General features: G+C 55.6%; 14 protein-coding genes. 5 read left to right on the forward strand and 9 right to left on the reverse strand.

Annotated features, from left to right (window positions below):
- Window positions 1–7 precede the first annotated feature (7 nt).
- The 3 genes from ACOKCT_RS12020 to pepA all read right to left on the reverse strand — a co-directional run bounded on the left by ACOKCT_RS12020 (window position 8) and on the right by pepA (window position 4,938).
- On the reverse strand, window positions 8–2,863 hold the full coding sequence (locus ACOKCT_RS12020; protein WP_156655280.1) for a valine--tRNA ligase: 2,856 nt from the start codon (window positions 2,861–2,863) through the stop codon (window positions 8–10).
- Complete coding sequence (holC, locus tag ACOKCT_RS12025; protein WP_103177201.1) at window positions 2,863–3,306, reverse strand: DNA polymerase III subunit chi; 444 nt, start codon at window positions 3,304–3,306, stop codon at window positions 2,863–2,865. Before holC ends, ACOKCT_RS12020 begins: the two co-directional genes overlap by 1 nt.
- A gap of 120 nt (window positions 3,307–3,426) precedes the next feature.
- Entirely contained in the window at window positions 3,427–4,938 is a 1,512-nt protein-coding gene (gene pepA, locus ACOKCT_RS12030) for a leucyl aminopeptidase (RefSeq protein WP_103177200.1), read from the reverse strand.
- A gap of 266 nt (window positions 4,939–5,204) precedes the next feature.
- Between pepA and lptF the strand changes: the two genes are divergently transcribed.
- The 5 genes from lptF (at window position 5,205) to mtgA (ending at window position 11,462) form a co-directional block, all read left to right on the forward strand.
- On the forward strand, window positions 5,205–6,305 hold the full coding sequence (gene lptF / locus ACOKCT_RS12035) for an LPS export ABC transporter permease LptF (protein ID WP_103177199.1): 1,101 nt from the start codon (window positions 5,205–5,207) through the stop codon (window positions 6,303–6,305).
- Entirely contained in the window at window positions 6,305–7,387 is a 1,083-nt protein-coding gene (gene lptG, locus ACOKCT_RS12040) for an LPS export ABC transporter permease LptG (RefSeq protein ID WP_103177198.1), read from the forward strand. Before lptF ends, lptG begins: the two co-directional genes overlap by 1 nt.
- 135 nt (window positions 7,388–7,522) lie before the next feature.
- On the forward strand, window positions 7,523–9,856 hold the full coding sequence (arcB, locus tag ACOKCT_RS12045; RefSeq protein WP_156655279.1) for an aerobic respiration two-component sensor histidine kinase ArcB: 2,334 nt from the start codon (window positions 7,523–7,525) through the stop codon (window positions 9,854–9,856).
- 230 nt (window positions 9,857–10,086) lie between these two features.
- On the forward strand, window positions 10,087–10,740 hold the full coding sequence (gene elbB, locus ACOKCT_RS12050; protein WP_159339887.1) for an isoprenoid biosynthesis glyoxalase ElbB: 654 nt from the start codon (window positions 10,087–10,089) through the stop codon (window positions 10,738–10,740).
- Window positions 10,737–11,462, forward strand: coding sequence for a monofunctional biosynthetic peptidoglycan transglycosylase (mtgA, locus tag ACOKCT_RS12055; protein WP_159339888.1), 726 nt, complete (start codon window positions 10,737–10,739; stop codon window positions 11,460–11,462). Before elbB ends, mtgA begins: the two co-directional genes overlap by 4 nt.
- On the opposite strand, the gene npr is transcribed toward mtgA, so the two are convergent.
- The 6 genes from npr to lptB all read right to left on the reverse strand — a co-directional run bounded on the left by npr (window position 11,459) and on the right by lptB (window position 15,718).
- Window positions 11,459–11,731, reverse strand: a complete 273-nt coding sequence (gene npr, locus ACOKCT_RS12060) for a PTS phosphocarrier protein NPr (protein WP_032614489.1) — start codon at window positions 11,729–11,731, stop codon at window positions 11,459–11,461. The genes mtgA and npr overlap by 4 nt on opposite strands.
- The gene (gene rapZ, locus ACOKCT_RS12065) at window positions 11,728–12,582 is read right to left on the reverse strand and encodes an RNase adapter RapZ (RefSeq protein ID WP_032614487.1); all 855 of its coding nucleotides are present in this window, start codon (window positions 12,580–12,582) and stop codon (window positions 11,728–11,730) included. The genes npr and rapZ overlap by 4 nt, the downstream gene beginning before the upstream one ends.
- Before the next feature lie 45 nt (window positions 12,583–12,627).
- Window positions 12,628–13,119: a PTS IIA-like nitrogen regulatory protein PtsN gene (gene ptsN / locus ACOKCT_RS12070; RefSeq protein ID WP_103177194.1), complete on the reverse strand. Its 492-nt coding sequence runs from the start codon at window positions 13,117–13,119 to the stop codon at window positions 12,628–12,630.
- 82 nt (window positions 13,120–13,201) lie between these two features.
- The gene (gene hpf / locus ACOKCT_RS12075; protein WP_103177193.1) at window positions 13,202–13,489 is read right to left on the reverse strand and encodes a ribosome hibernation promoting factor; all 288 of its coding nucleotides are present in this window, start codon (window positions 13,487–13,489) and stop codon (window positions 13,202–13,204) included.
- A 22-nt stretch (window positions 13,490–13,511) separates the two neighbouring features.
- On the reverse strand, window positions 13,512–14,945 hold the full coding sequence (rpoN, locus tag ACOKCT_RS12080; protein WP_103177192.1) for an RNA polymerase factor sigma-54: 1,434 nt from the start codon (window positions 14,943–14,945) through the stop codon (window positions 13,512–13,514).
- 47 nt (window positions 14,946–14,992) lie between these two features.
- Window positions 14,993–15,718 carry an LPS export ABC transporter ATP-binding protein gene (lptB, locus tag ACOKCT_RS12085; RefSeq protein ID WP_103177191.1) on the reverse strand — a complete coding sequence of 242 codons (726 nt, stop codon included), beginning with the start codon at window positions 15,716–15,718 and terminating at the stop codon, window positions 14,993–14,995.
- Window positions 15,719–15,720 lie beyond the last annotated feature (2 nt).

Consider the following 15,720-nt stretch of genomic DNA (forward strand, 5'->3'; position numbering starts at 1 on the left):
TCACTCATTACAACGCACTAATGATCGCCTGCTGTTCAATCAGCTTCGCTTTTGCTTGTGCATAACCGTTCAGCTTTTCACGCTCTTTGGCGATCACCGCTTCCGGGGCACGGGCAACGAAGCCTTCATTGGACAGTTTGCTTTCGATACGGCCAATTTCATCGTCGACTTTAGCCACTTCTTTCGCCAGACGTGCCAGCTCAGCATCTTTGTCAATCAGGCCTGCCATCGGGATCAGCAGCTCGGCGCCGTCGATGATTTTGGTCACGGAGACCGGACCTTTATCATCGGCTGGCAGCACGGTGATGCTCTCCAGACGTGCCATGGTCTGCAGGAAGGTACTGTTCTCGGTCACGCGACGCTGTGCCGCTTCGCTGCAACCGCGCAGCAACAGCGCCAGTGGTTTGCCCGGGGCGATGTTCATTTCGGCACGGATATTACGCACCGCAATGATTGCCTGCTTCAGCCATTCGGTATCGGATGCGGCGGCTTCATCAATCTGCGTGGCATCGAAGGACGGGAACGGCTGCAGCATGATGGTATCAGCATTGATGCCCGCAATGACCTTCACACGCTGCCAGATGGTTTCGGTGATGAACGGGATGATCGGGTGCGCCAGGCGCAGCAGACCTTCCAGAACGGTAATCAGCGTATGGCGCGTGCCGCGCAGTTCCGCTTCAGTGCCGCCGTTCATGACCGGCTTGGTCAGCTCCAGGTACCAGTCGCAGAACTGGTTCCAGGTGAATTCGTACAGAATGCCTGCCGCGATATCGAAGCGATAGTTATCCAGCGCTTCGCGGAACGCTTTGATGGTCTGGTTGAATTCAGCCAGGATCCAGCGGTCTGCCAGGGACAGGGTCATTTCGCCGCCGTTAAAGCCGCAATCCTGATCCTCGGTGTTCATCAGCACAAAGCGGCTGGCGTTCCACAGCTTGTTACAGAAGTTACGGTAACCTTCCAGGCGCTTCATGTCCCAGTTGATATCACGGCCGGTAGAGGCCAGCGCCGCCAGAGTGAAACGCAGGGCGTCAGTACCGTGCGGCTCAATGCCGTTCGGGAACTGTTTCTCGGTGCGCTTGCGGATCTTCTCAGCCAGCTGCGGCTGCATCATGTTGCCGGTACGTTTCTCCAGCAGCTCTTCCAGAGAGATACCGTCAACCATATCCAGAGGGTCAATAACGTTACCCTTCGACTTGGACATCTTCTGGCCTTCGTCGTCACGAATCAGACCGGTCATATAGACGGTATGGAACGGAACCTGCGGCTTGCCGTTTTCATCTTTGATGAAATGCATGGTCATCATGATCATGCGGGCGATCCAGAAGAAGATGATATCGAAGCCGGAGACCATCACGCTGGTTGGGTGGAACTGACGCAGCGCATCGGTGTTTTCTGGCCAGCCGAGGGTGGAGAAGGTCCACAGCGCGGAGGAGAACCAGGTGTCCAGTACGTCTTCGTCCTGACGCAGGGCAACGTCAGCGCTCAGGTTGTTTTCCTGACGCACTTCGTCTTCAGTACGGCCAACGTAGACATTGCCTTCGTTGTCATACCATGCCGGGATACGGTGACCCCACCACAACTGACGGGAGATACACCAGTCCTGAATATCGCGCATCCAGGAGAAGTACATGTTTTCGTACTGTTTTGGCACGAACTGGATGTCGCCGTTTTCGACCGCTTCAACCGCCGGTTTCGCCAGTACGTCAGCACGGACGTACCACTGGTCGGTCAGCATCGGCTCGATCACCACGCCGCCACGGTCGCCATAAGGGACGGTCAGGTCGTGTGGCTTGATTTCGTCCAGCAGGCCCAGGGCGTCGACAGCGGCAACGATCGCTTTACGCGCGGCGAAGCGCTCCAGCTTCTGGAACTCAGCCGGAATGTCGCTTGAGTAAACGTCGGATTCGTTACCTTTGGTGTCATACACCTCTGCGCTTTCACGGATATCGCCGTCAAAGGTCAGGATGTTGATCATTGGCAGGGCGTGACGACGACCCACTTCGTAGTCGTTAAAGTCGTGTGCCGGGGTGATCTTCACGCAGCCGGTACCTTTTTCCATGTCGGCGTGTTCGTCGCCCACAATCGGAATACGGCGGTTCACCAGCGGCAGCACCACAAATTTACCAATCAGATCTTTGTAACGCGGATCTTCCGGGTTAACGGCCACGCCGGTATCGCCCAACAGCGTTTCCGGTCGGGTGGTCGCGACAATCAGGTAATCTTTACCGTCTGCCGTTTTTGCGCCATCGGCCAGCGGATAGCGGATATGCCACATGGAGCCTTTCGACTCGCGGTTTTCCACTTCCAGGTCAGAGATGGCGGTGCGCAGTTTCGGGTCCCAGTTTACTAGGCGCTTGCCACGGTAAATCAGGTCTTCTTTATAAAGACGGACGAACACTTCTTTAACGGCGTTGGAAAGACCTTCGTCCATGGTGAAGCGCTCGCGCTCCCAGTCCACGGAGTTGCCGAGACGGCGCATCTGACGGGTAATGGTGCCGCCAGATTCAGCTTTCCACTGCCAGATTTTGTCGATAAAGGCGTCGCGGCCATAGTCGTGACGGGTTTTACCTTCTTCAGCGGCAATCTTACGCTCAACCACCATCTGGGTAGCGATACCCGCGTGGTCAGTACCGGCCTGCCACAGGGTGTTTTTGCCCTGCATGCGCTGGTAACGGATCATGGTATCCATGATGGTCTGCTGGAAGGCATGCCCCATATGCAAACTGCCGGTGACGTTCGGCGGCGGGATCATGATGCAGAAGGACTCTTTGCTTTCATCGCCGTTAGGCTTGAAATAGCCCTGCTGTTCCCAGTGCTCGTAAAGCGGCTGTTCGATATCGCGTGGGTTATATGTCTTTTCCATTATTTCCAGGTTGCCGTATTCAGGTTAAAACCAGCCAGGCGGTACGCTTTATAGCGTTCGCGCGCCAGTTGTTTCAGGGAATCTTCGTGAGGGACAAAGTCTATCACTTCTGTGAAAGCGGTGGCAAAATCTGCAAAGCCGCTGCGCAGGCTAATCAGAATATCGCGTGGACTGCTGTTACGCTTTTGCGGCCAGGCGATCTCCACCGGCGCACCGCCGCGCGGTCCTTCTCCCGCCAGATTATGCGGAACAAAACTTTCCGGCGGTCGTGCCCACAGCGCTTCATCCAGACGGATGGCCTGCTGCTCATCTTCGCAGGCAATCAGCACGCGAAGACCCGCGCGCCAACGTTCTGCGGCAATGTCACACACCAGTTGTTCAACGGCGCTTAAGCCATCCTGTTGGGTGTCATTGTCCAGAAGATAGAACGTTGCGTTTTTCATATATGGGGTTTCTTGTGGTGACTTTAAATGCTTAAGCCCGGTGGCGCTACGCTTACCGGGCCTACGGTTTACTGCCGTTTGTAGGCCGGGTAAGGCGAAGCCGCCACCCGGCATTTACCTTTACTCGTCGCCGTTAAAACCGGCGCGATTGAGCAGGAACTGCGACAGCAGAGCCACTGGACGGCCGGTTGCGCCTTTGGCTTTACCGGAGCGCCATGCGGTGCCCGCGATATCCAGGTGTGCCCAGTTATACTTGCGGGTAAAGCGCGACAGGAAGCAGCCCGCGGTAATTGCACCGCCAGGACGACCGCCGATATTTGCCATATCCGCAAAGTTAGACTCAAGCTGCTCCTGATACTCGTCACCCAGCGGCAGACGCCATGCGCGATCGCCCGCCTGCTCAGAGGCACCAATCAGCTCATGCGCCAGCGGGTTGTGGTTCGACATCAGGCCGGTAATGTGGTGACCCAGGGCAATCACGCAGGCGCCAGTCAGGGTGGCAACATCGATAACCGCTTCCGGATCGAAGCGCTCAACGTAGGTCAGCACGTCGCACAGCACCAGACGGCCTTCGGCGTCAGTGTTCAGGACTTCAACGGTCTGCCCGGACATGGTGGTGAGGACGTCGCCTGGACGATAGGCGCGCCCGCCCGGCATGTTTTCGCAGCCCGCCAGCACGCCAGTGACGTTAATTGGCAGCTGCAGCTCGGCCACCATGCGCATTACGCCGTAAACCGCCGCCGCGCCGCACATGTCGTACTTCATCTCGTCCATGCCTTCGGCAGGCTTGATGGAGATACCGCCGGAGTCGAAGGTCAGGCCTTTACCCACCAGCACAATCGGGCGTGCATCTTCCGCCGGGTTGCCTTTGTACTCAATGACCGACATCAGGGATTCATTTTGTGAACCGTTGCCGACGGCGAGGTAGGAGTGCATCCCCAGCTCTTTCATCTGTTGTTCGCCAATTACGCGGGTGACGACATTTTTGCTGTAGGAGTCAGCCAGCTGACGCGCCTGCGACGCAAGGTAGCCCGCGTTACAGATGTTTGGCGGCATATTGCCCAGATCTTTCGCGGCCTTGATACCGGCTGCGATAGCCAGGCCATGCTGAATGGCGCGTTCACCGCTGGTCAGCTCGCGACGGGTCGGGACGTTAAAGACCATCTTACGCAGCGGACGACGCGGTTCGCTTTTGGTGGTTTTCAGCTGATCGAAGCTATAAAGGGTCTCTTTGGCCGTTTCAACCGCCTGGCGTACTTTCCAGTAGGTGTTGCGGCCTTTAACGTGCAGTTCGGTCAGGAAGCAGACGGCCTCCATTGAGCCAGTATCATTCAACGTATTGATCGTTTTCTGAATGACCTGTTTGTACTGGCGCTCGTCCAGCTCACGCTCCTTGCCGCAGCCAATCAGCAGGATACGCTCGGAGAGGACGTTTGGCACATGATGCAGCAGCAATGTTTGGCCCGGTTTGCCTTCCAGCTCGCCGCGGCGCAGCAGGGCGCTGATGTAGCCGTCACTGATTTTATCGAGTTGTTCGGCGATTGGAGAGAGTCTGCGGGGTTCAAACACGCCGACAACGATGCAGGCACTCCGCTGTTTCTCCGGGCTACCGCTTTTTACACTGAACTCCATGAACTACGCTCCTGAATCTTAAAGACAACAGCGACAGCTACGGATAGAATTGAAACCTTTCGTAACTCGTACCCGCTGTTGCGGTGACTTCGTGTTAATCTTACGTTATTACGGTTTCGGCACGTCATAATAACTCCTGAAGCGCGAATCCGTCGGGTGTTCTAATCTTAGCGATGATTTCGACGACTCAAGAGAATAAATGACGTTTAAGCCATGAAACAAGCGATTTTCCTGCAAAGAGACGGGTTTTTACGGGCGTATTTAATGTGATAATCATAAGATATCTGGTGCGGGAGACGCTCAAAAGCCAGCTGGCGATACTCTTCATCCTGCTTCTGATCTTTTTCTGTCAGAAACTGGTAAGGATCCTCGGCGCGGCTGTTGATGGCGAAATTCCCACAAATCTGGTGCTTTCCCTGCTTGGGCTGGGCGTGCCGGAAATGGCGCAGCTTATCCTGCCACTTAGCCTTTTCCTCGGACTGCTGATGACGCTCGGTAAACTCTATACCGAAAGTGAAATCACCGTCATGCATGCGTGCGGTCTGAGCAAAGCGGTTCTGGTTAAAGCCGCTATGCTCCTGGCGTTATTCACCGGCATCGTGGCCGCCGTGAACGTTATGTGGGCCGGTCCTGTCTCTTCTCGTCATCAGGATGAAGTGCTGGCTGAGGCGAAAGCCAACCCTGGTATGGCCGCGCTGGCCCAGGGGCAGTTCCAGCAGGCAACGGATGGTAACTCCGTGCTGTTTATCGAAAGCGTGGATGGCAACCGCTTTAACGATGTATTCCTTGCGCAAATCCGTCCCAAGGGCAATGCCCGTCCCTCTGTCGTGGTGGCCGATTCCGGTCAGCTGGCGCAGGGGAAAGACGGTTCGCAGATTGTGACGCTGAACAAAGGCACCCGCTTTGAAGGTACGGCGCTGCTGCGTGATTTCCGTATCACTGACTTCCAGAACTATCAGGCAATTATTGGTCATCAGGCGGTTGCGCTGGATCCCAGCGATACCGAGCAGATGGATATGCGCACGCTGATCAACACCGATACCAATCGCGCCCGCGCGGAGCTGCACTGGCGAATCACGCTGGTGTTTACCGTCTTTATGATGGCGTTGATGGTGGTGCCGCTTAGCGTGGTAAACCCACGTCAGGGACGGGTGCTCTCCATGTTGCCCGCCATGCTGCTTTATCTGGTCTTCTTCCTGCTGCAGACATCGATCAAATCGAACGGTGGCAAAGGAAAAATTGACCCGGTTATCTGGACATGGGTGATTAACGGACTCTATCTGCTGTTGGCCGTTGCCCTCAACCTGTGGGACACCGTGCCGATGCGCCGCGTGCGGGCCCGGTTTATGCGTAAAGGAGCGGTGTAATGCAGGCGTTTGGCGTTCTTGACCGCTATATCGGTAAAACCATTTTCACCACCATCATGATGACCTTATTCATGCTGGTGTCGCTCTCCGGCATCATCAAGTTTGTGGACCAGCTGAAAAAGGCCGGGCAGGGGAGCTACGATGCCATGGGGGCGGGCATGTATACCCTGCTCAGCATTCCAAAAGATGTGCAAATCTTCTTCCCGATGGCGGCGCTGTTAGGGGCGCTGCTGGGGCTGGGGATGCTGGCGCAGCGCAGTGAGCTGGTGGTCATGCAGGCCTCCGGCTTTACCCGTATGCAGGTGGCGCTCTCCGTCATGAAAACGGCCATCCCGCTGGTATTGCTGACCATGGCGATGGGCGAGTGGGTTGCGCCACAGGGCGAACAGATGGCGCGTAACTACCGCGCGCAAATGATGTATGGCGGCTCGTTGCTCTCTACCCAGCAGGGACTGTGGGCGAAAGATGGCAATAACTTTGTCTACATCGAACGCGTCACGGGCGATAACTCCCTCGGCGGTGTGAGCATTTACAGCTTTAACGACCAGCGTCGTCTGCAGGCGGTGCGTTACGCCGCGTCGGCCACGTTTGATACTGATAACAAGGTCTGGCGTCTGTCGCAGGTAGATGAATCAAACCTGCAGGATCCAAAACAGATCACCGGGTCGCAAACGGTCTCTGGCACCTGGAAAACCAACCTGACGCCGGATAAGCTCGGTGTGGTTGCGCTGGATCCGGATGCACTCTCCATCAGCGGCCTGTACAACTACGTGAAGTACCTGAAATCGAGTGGCCAGGATTCCGGGCGTTATCAGCTCAACATGTGGAGCAAGGTCTTCCAGCCGCTCTCGGTGGCGGTGATGATGCTGATGGCGCTGTCGTTTATCTTTGGCCCGCTGCGTAGCGTCCCGATGGGGGTGCGTGTCGTGACAGGTATCAGCTTCGGCTTTGTCTTCTACGTTCTGGACCAAATCTTCGGCCCGCTGACGCTGGTGTACGGTATACCGCCAGTGATTGGCGCGCTGTTGCCGAGTGCCTCCTTCTTCGTGATCAGCCTCTGGCTGCTGCTGAAGCGCTCCTGACCCCCTCCCGCCTCGCTTCCCTGCCCGGGAAGTGAGGCGCATCCCCTGTTTTACCCCTCACTTTTTTGCACAACCTTCAACGTCTTGCCTGGAATTTGAGTATTATTGTGCGATGACGTCGTGAAGAGATCCCTTATGAAGCAAATTCGGTTACTGGCGCAATACTATGTCGATCTGATGATGAAGCTTGGCCTGGTGCGCTTCTCCCTGTTGCTGGCGCTGGCGCTGGTAGTGCTGGCGATTGTGGTGCAGATGGCCATTACCATGGTGCTCCATGGCCAGGTTGAGAGTATCGATCTTATACGTTCCATTTTCTTTGGCCTGTTGATTACGCCCTGGGCGGTCTATTTCCTCTCGGTAGTAGTTGAGCAACTGGAGGAGTCCCGCCAGCGGCTGACCCGGCTGGTGGAAAAGCTGGAAGAGATGCGCGAGCGCGATCTGAAGCTCAACGTGCAGCTAAAAGACAACATCGCTCAGCTGAACCAGGAGATCTCAGATCGAGAAAAAGCGGAGGCTGAGCGCCAGACTACGCTGGAACAGCTGAAAATCGAGATGAAAGAGCGTGAGCAGACGCAGATCCAGCTTGAGCAGCAGTCTTCGTTCCTGCGCTCTTTCCTTGATGCCTCCCCGGACCTGGTTTTCTACCGCAATGAAGATAAAGAGTTTTCCGGCTGTAACCGGGCGATGGAGTTACTGACCGGAAAGAGCGAAAAACAGCTTATCAATCTGCGTCCGCAGGATGTCTACTCTCCGGAGGCGGCAGCCAAAGTTATCGAAACCGATGAGAAGGTGTTCCGTCACAACGTCTCCCTGACCTACGAGCAGTGGCTCGACTACCCGGACGGGCGCAAAGCCTGCTTCGAAATCCGTAAAGTGCCCTATTACGACCGCGTCGGGAAACGCCACGGGCTGATGGGCTTCGGGCGTGATATTACCGAGCGTAAGCGTTACCAGGATGCGCTGGAGCGCGCCAGCCGGGATAAAACGACCTTTATCTCCACTATCAGCCATGAACTGCGTACTCCGCTTAACGGTATCGTCGGGTTAAGCCGCATTCTGCTCGACACCGAACTGACGGCCGAGCAGGAGAAATATCTTAAAACCATCCATGTCTCGGCGGTTACGCTCGGCAATATCTTCAACGATATTATTGATATGGATAAGATGGAGCGGCGCAAAGTCCAGCTGGATAACCAGCCGGTGGATTTCACCAGCTTCCTGGCCGATCTGGAAAACCTCTCCGGTCTGCAGGCGCAGCAGAAAGGGCTACGCTTTGTGCTGGAGCCGACCTTGCCGCTGCCGCATAAGGTGGTGACCGACGGTACGCGCCTGCGCCAGATCCTGTGGAACCTGATCAGCAACGCGGTCAAATTTACCCAGAGTGGCCAGGTGGCAGTTCGCGTGCGCTACGGCGAGGGGGAGATGCTGCACTTCGAGGTGGAAGATTCCGGGATTGGTATTCCACAGGAGGAGCAGGACAAAATCTTTGCCATGTATTACCAGGTTAAAGACAGCCATGGGGGCAAACCCGCTACCGGGACCGGCATCGGTCTGGCGGTATCGCGCCGCCTGGCGAAGAGCATGGGCGGTGATATCACGGTGACCAGCAACCCTGGGCACGGCTCTGTATTTAAACTCAGCGTTCGGGCCCCGGCAGTGGCGGAAGAGGTCGAGGACACCTTTGCCCATGATGATATGCCGCTGCCTGCCCTGCATGTGCTGCTGGTGGAAGATATCGAGCTGAACGTGATTGTCGCGCGATCGGTGCTGGAGAAACTGGGCAGCAGCGTGGATGTTGCTATGACCGGTAAAGCCGCGCTGGAGATGTTCACGCCGGGCGAATATGACCTGGTGCTGCTGGATATTCAGTTGCCGGACATGACCGGGCTGGATATCTCGCGCGAACTGACGAGCCGTTACGCCAGCGACGAACTGCCGCCGCTGGTGGCGCTGACCGCCAACGTGCTGAAAGACAAAAAAGAGTACCTGGATGCCGGTATGGACGATGTACTGAGCAAACCGCTGGCGGTACCCGCCTTAACCGCCATGATCAAGAAGTTCTGGGACACCTGTGACGAAGAGGAGAGCACCATGACGAAGGTAGATACAGAGAAAGCACAGTCTTTGCTGGATATCGACATGCTCGAGCAGTACATCGATCTGGTTGGTCCGAAGTTGATCACCGATGGCCTGGCCATCTTCGAGAAGATGATGCCGGGCTATTTAAACTTGCTCGAGTCAAACCTGACGGCGCGGGACAAGAAAGGCATCGTTGAAGAGGGACACAAGATCAAAGGTGCGGCCGGATCGGTGGGTTTGCGCCATCTGCAGCAGCTTGGACAGCAGATTCAGTCTCCGGATTTACCCGCTTGGGAAGATAACGTGGGTGAATGGGTTGAGGAGATGAAGCAGGAGTGGCAGAACGATGTCGCCGTGCTAAAAGCCTGGGTGGAAAGCAGAAAAAAATGACCCCGGTAGACCGGGGTGCGCGAATACTGCGCCAACACCAGGGAAATCTTGGCTGCGCCTGAATAGGAATAGTTTTTTCGTAAATGACGTAGCCGGAAACTTTAGGCCGCACGCAGTTAAGATAGCAAATCTTAAATACGTTGTTACATGAATCAGTTAAATGTGTGAAGCATACCGTTTTAATCAGAATCTTTAATGTGCATTTAACATTTTTCGAGAGGGATCGCAGGATGAAAAAGGTTGGCGTGGTACTCAGCGGGTGTGGTGTTTACGATGGTTCTGAAATTCATGAAGCTGTTTTGACGCTACTGGCTCTGGCGCGTAACGGCGCCGAAGCGGTCTGCTTCGCACCGGATAAAACCCAGGTAGACGTGATCAACCACCTGACCGGCGAAACGATGGCCGAGAGCCGTAATGTCCTGATTGAGGCTGCGCGGATCGCCCGTGGACAGGTTCGTCCGCTCAGCGAGGCGCGGGCTACCGAGCTGGACGCACTGATTGTGCCAGGCGGTTTTGGCGCGGCAAAAAACCTGAGTGATTTTGCCGCCCAGGGGAGTGGTTGCCGGGTAGACGGTGATTTAAAAGCGCTGGCGCTGCAGATGCATGAAGCCGGCAAACCGTTGGGCTTTATCTGTATCGCCCCTGCGATGTTGCCGGCCATTTTTGATATGCCGCTGCGCCTGACCATCGGAACGGATATTGATACTGCTGAGGCTATCGAGGATATGGGCGGTGAGCATATCCCCTGTCCGGTGGATGATATCGTGGTCGACGAAGAGAACAGGATCGTCACCACACCCGCTTACATGCTGGCACAAACTATTGCGGAAGCGGCGACGGGCATTGAGAAGCTGGTTACGCGCGTACTGGTGCTCGCTGCATGAAGTTAAGACGTCCGAAAGCGGGTTGGTTAAGACGGATCGTCATTCGCATTCTGTTGGTTATGGCGGTCTTCTGGGGTGGGGGCATCGCCCTGTTCAGCTTCCTGCCGGTGCCGTTTTCAGCGGTAATGGTTGAACGTCAGGTGAGCAACTGGCTGAGCGGTAATTTCAGCTACGTTGCGCACTCTGACTGGGTGAGTATGGATGAGATCTCCCCCTGGATGGGGCTGGCCGTGATTGCCGCCGAAGATCAAAAATTCCCTCAGCACTGGGGGTTTGACGTCGGGGCGATCGAGAAGGCGCTAGCGCATAACGATCGTAACGAGAGCCGTATCCGCGGAGCATCGACGCTTTCTCAGCAGACGGCGAAAAACCTGTTTTTATGGGACGGTCGCAGCTGGGTGAGAAAGGGCTTTGAAGCCGGGCTTACGCTGGGTATCGAAACGGTGTGGAGTAAGAAACGGATCCTGACCGTATATCTCAATATCGCGGAATTTGGCGAAGGGATATTTGGTGTCGAAGCTGCGGCGCAGCGCTATTTCAACAAACCTGCCAGCCGTCTGACGGCGTCGGAGGCCGCGCTGCTGGCGGCTGTGTTACCGAACCCGATTCGCTTTAAGGCCAGTGCGCCATCAGGCTATGTACGTAGCCGTCAGGCATGGATCCTGCGCCAGATGCGCCAGCTCGGTGGGGAAGGATTTATGCAGGCCAATAAGCTGCATTAATCCTCATCAAACCCGGCGTTGAACAGCGCAATAACCGCTGCCAGCGCCTCCACTTCCTGCGGGCCGGTGGCCTCAATTTCGATCTGACGGCCCTTTGCCGAATCCAGCATCAGCAGAGCGATTACGCTGTTGGCTTCGGCTTCGGTGCCTTCGTCGTTACGCAGCAGAACTTCCGCGTCAAATCCCTGCATCAGTTCAAATAACTTCATCGCCGGGCGCGCATGCATGCCCAGCTTGTTGGTGATTTCAACGGTCTGCTTTACGGTCATGTTTTACGTTTTTCCAGCGTACGATGACGGGACTGCACGTTTTTACCGCGCGAGCGGAAATAGTCAGCCAGTTGCTCAGCAATATAGACCGAACGGTGTTTGCCCCCGGTACAGCCAATCGCCACCGTCAGGTAGCTGCGATTGTTTGTCTCCAGCATCGGCAACCAGAGTTCAAGATAGCTGCGCGTCTGATAGATAAAGTTATGCACTTCCGTATGTCTGTCAAGGAAGGCAGCAACCGGCTTATCCAGGCCGGTCATCGGGCGCAGCTTCGGATCCCAGTGCGGGTTCGGTAAGAAGCGCACATCAAACACGTAGTCTGCATCGATAGGGATACCGTGCTTAAAGCCGAACGATTCAAAGACCATCGTCAGCTCGCGTTCGCGTTTACCCAGTAATCGAGTACGCAGCATCTCCGCCAGCTCATGGACCGACATCTCTGAGGTATCGACGATCAGATCGGCGCGCGAGCGCAGCGGCTCCAGCAGATCGCTCTCCTGGTCAATGGCACTTTCCAGCGACAGGTTTTTACTGGAGAGCGGATGCAGCCGGCGGGTGTCACTGTAGCGGCGAATCAGCGTGTTGCGATCGGCATCAAGGAACAGCAGCTGAGGTGAAAAGGCCTCCGGCAGGTTGCTCATCGCCTGCTCAAAGATCTCCGGCGATTCAGGCATGTTACGCACGTCGATGCTGACTGCCGCAGAGATCTGCCGATCCGCCAGCGAACGGGCCAGCTCGGGCAGAAGCACCACCGGCAGGTTATCCACGCAGTAAAAGCCCATATCTTCCAGCGCGCGCAGGGCGACCGATTTCCCGGAGCCCGAACGCCCGCTGACGATCATCAGCACCATGTACCGTTTCTCCTCAGGACCACAGATGTTAAAGCCATCACCCGATTACGCCTCATCCTGATTGCCTTCCGTTTCTGTAATAATTTGATAAAGCTCTTCGTCGCTCTGCGCCGCGCGTAAACGACGACAGATGGTTTTATCCGCCAGACGTTTAGCCACCAGCGAGAGCGTGTGCAGATGCGTTTTGGTCTGATCGGCTGGCACCAGCAGGGCAAACAGCAGATCGACCGGCTGGTTATCAATGGCATCGAAGGCGATAGGTGTTTCCAGTTGAACAAACACCCCTACAGCGCGCAGAGTATCCTCTTCCAGTTTGCCATGTGGAATGGCGATGCCGTTACCGATGCCGGTACTGCCCATTTTTTCGCGGGTGAGGATCGCTTCAAATACCACTTGTGGCGCCAGACTCAGCTGTTTTGCGGCCAGTTCACTGATGATCTCCAGCGCACGTTTTTTGCTCTGGCAGTGAACGGCACTGCGGGTACATTCCTGATTAAGGACACTGCTCAGTTGTAGAGTGGAATCGTTATTCATCATAATTTCACCTAAGCGCTAACTGTACAAAGGGCCCGTTGTGTTTCACAACAGGCCGTCCTGCACCCGTTAACTGCCCGGACAATTAGTGTTGTTTCAGTTTGTCTTTATGTTTGTTTAGCTGTCGTGCCAGCTTGTCAATCAAGCCGTCGATAGCCGCGTACATGTCCTGCCCTTCCGCACTGGCATGGATTTCGCCCCCGTTGACGTGCAAGGTAGCATCCGAGATATGAGTCACTTTTTCCACTTTTAACACAACATAGACCTGGTTGATCCTCTCGAAATACTGCTCGAGCTTAGCGAATTTGGTATTCACAAATTCACGCAGGGATTCAGTGATTTCGACATTGTGTCCTGTGATGTTGAGCTGCATAGTGTCTTCCTTATCGGTTGTGTCAGACCAGTTGTTTACGCTGGTTTGACGGCGGAATGGATAAAGACTCTCGATACTTCGCAACAGTGCGGCGTGCCACCATGATACCTTGTTCGGACAGCATGGTGGTCAACTTACTGTCACTCAGCGGTTTCGCGGGGTTTTCCGCGGCGATCAATTTTTTCACCAGCGCCCGAATGGCCGTCGACGAGGCTTCGCCGCCGCCTTCGGTGTTGACATGGCTGGAGAAAAAATACTTAAGCTCAAAAATGCCACGCGGACTGTGCAGATACTTCTGCGTCGTCACGCGAGAAATGGTCGACTCATGCATCTCGACGGCCTGGGCGATATCCGCCAGCACCATCGGTTTCATAAACTCTTCACCCTGCTCAAAAAACGCCTGTTGCTGCTCCACGATGCAGCGGCTGACGCGCAGTAGTGTATCATTGCGGCTCTCAAGGCTTTTGATCAGCCAGCGGGCTTCCTGCAGATTACTGCGGATAAACTGGTTATCCGAGTCGTTGCGCGAGCTGGTGCACATTGAGGCGTATTGCTGATTGATTTGCAGGCGGGGAATGCTGTCGGAATTCAGCTCTACGGTCCACAGACCGTTATGTTTGCGCACCAGCACATCGGGAATAACATACTCCGGCTCGCTGGTCTGGATAGATTGCCCCGGGCGCGGATCCAGCGACTGGATCAGGTTGACCGCCTCTTTCAGGATCTCCTCTTTCAGCCGCGTGACGCGCATCAGTGAGCGGAAATCGTGGTTGGCAAGCAGATCCAGATGTTCGCTGATGATAAGCCGGGCCTCTTCCAGCCACGGGGTCTCTTTAACAAACTGCGAAAGCTGAATGAGCAGGCAGTCACGGAGATCTCTCGCGGCAACGCCAATCGGGTCAAAGCGCTGAACGCGTTTCAGGACCGCTTCGACCTCTTCAAGCTCAATCTCGTCATCGCCTATGCTCTCCAGAATATCGTCCAGCGACACGGTCAGATAGCCGGTCTCATCCACGGCATCCACAATGGAGGTGGCGATGGCGCGATCGGTATCGGAGAACGGCGTCAGCTCCACCTGCCACATCAGGTAATCCTGCAGTGACTGGGTGGTCTCGCCCTGATAGACCGGCAGCTCGTCATCCTGGTAGTCTGCGCGCGTACCGGATGGCGTGCCGGCGGTGTAGATCTCATCCCAGCTGGCATCGAGAGGGAGCTCGTCAGGCATCTCTTTTTGCTCAAGAGCATCCACCGTGTCGAGGGTCTCGTTATCCTGGCTTTGTTGCGTTTCTACCTCATCGTGAAGATCGGTTTGCTCGAGCAGAGGGTTACTTTCCAGCGCTTGCTGGAGCTCCTGCTGCAGTTCCAGCGTCGACAGTTGCAACAGACGAATAGCCTGTTGTAACTGCGGCGTCATTGCCAGCTGTTGGCTGAGCCTTAATTGCAAACCTTGCTTCATGTTCAGAGCATTTTTCTCCGTTTACGCGAGTCTTAACTTCTACCCTATCAGAGTCTGAAGTCTTCCCCAAGATACACGCGCTTAACATGATCGTCTTCGAGGATCTGCTGCGGGGTACCGTGGGCGATGAGGTGGCCCTGGCTGACGATATAGGCACGCTCACACACCGCCAGCGTCTCACGTACGTTGTGGTCGGTGATGAGAACCCCGAGGCCACTGTCGCGCAGATGCTCAATAATACGTTTGATATCGATAACCGAAATGGGGTCAACCCCGGCAAACGGTTCATCGAGCAGAATAAATTTCGGATTAGCCGCCAGCGCACGGGCAATTTCCACACGGCGGCGTTCACCGCCGGAGAGCGCCTGGCCCATGCTGTCGCGCAGGTGTTCGATATGGAACTCTTCCATCAGCTCGTTGGCGCGATCCTGACGCTGTTCGGCAGTCAGATCATCGCGGATCTGCAGCACCGCCATCAGGTTATCGAAAACGCTCAGACGACGGAAAATTGAGGCTTCCTGCGGCAGATAACCGATCCCGCGGCGCGCACGGGCGTGCAGGGGCAGCAGGCTGATATCTTCTTCATCAATAATGATGTTACCCGCGTCGCGCGGAACAATGCCCACCACCATATAAAAGGTGGTGGTTTTACCTGCACCGTTAGGACCCAACAGGCCGACAATCTCGCCGGAGTTGACGGTCAAACTGACATCTTCCACGACGCGGCGGCCCTTATAGGCTTTGGCGAGATTCTTTGCAGTTAATGTTGCCATAA

It is taken from the genome of Leclercia sp. M-A074-M, assembly GCF_965195605.1.
Classification (GTDB): domain Bacteria; phylum Pseudomonadota; class Gammaproteobacteria; order Enterobacterales; family Enterobacteriaceae; genus Enterobacter.

Coding starts and splice junctions, on each gene's coding strand:
- ACOKCT_RS12020 (WP_156655280.1), bottom strand. CDS start 2,863: ATGGAAAAGACATATAACCCACGCGATATCGAACAGCCGCTTTACGAG.
- holC (WP_103177201.1), bottom strand. CDS start 3,306: ATGAAAAACGCAACGTTCTATCTTCTGGACAATGACACCCAACAGGAT.
- pepA (WP_103177200.1), bottom strand. CDS start 4,938: ATGGAGTTCAGTGTAAAAAGCGGTAGCCCGGAGAAACAGCGGAGTGCC.
- lptG (WP_103177198.1), top strand. CDS start 6,305: ATGCAGGCGTTTGGCGTTCTTGACCGCTATATCGGTAAAACCATTTTC.
- arcB (WP_156655279.1), top strand. CDS start 7,523: ATGAAGCAAATTCGGTTACTGGCGCAATACTATGTCGATCTGATGATG.
- elbB (WP_159339887.1), top strand. CDS start 10,087: ATGAAAAAGGTTGGCGTGGTACTCAGCGGGTGTGGTGTTTACGATGGT.
- mtgA (WP_159339888.1), top strand. CDS start 10,737: ATGAAGTTAAGACGTCCGAAAGCGGGTTGGTTAAGACGGATCGTCATT.
- npr (WP_032614489.1), bottom strand. CDS start 11,731: ATGACCGTAAAGCAGACCGTTGAAATCACCAACAAGCTGGGCATGCAT.
- rapZ (WP_032614487.1), bottom strand. CDS start 12,582: ATGGTGCTGATGATCGTCAGCGGGCGTTCGGGCTCCGGGAAATCGGTC.
- ptsN (WP_103177194.1), bottom strand. CDS start 13,119: ATGATGAATAACGATTCCACTCTACAACTGAGCAGTGTCCTTAATCAG.
- hpf (WP_103177193.1), bottom strand. CDS start 13,489: ATGCAGCTCAACATCACAGGACACAATGTCGAAATCACTGAATCCCTG.
- rpoN (WP_103177192.1), bottom strand. CDS start 14,945: ATGAAGCAAGGTTTGCAATTAAGGCTCAGCCAACAGCTGGCAATGACG.
- lptB (WP_103177191.1), bottom strand. CDS start 15,718: ATGGCAACATTAACTGCAAAGAATCTCGCCAAAGCCTATAAGGGCCGC.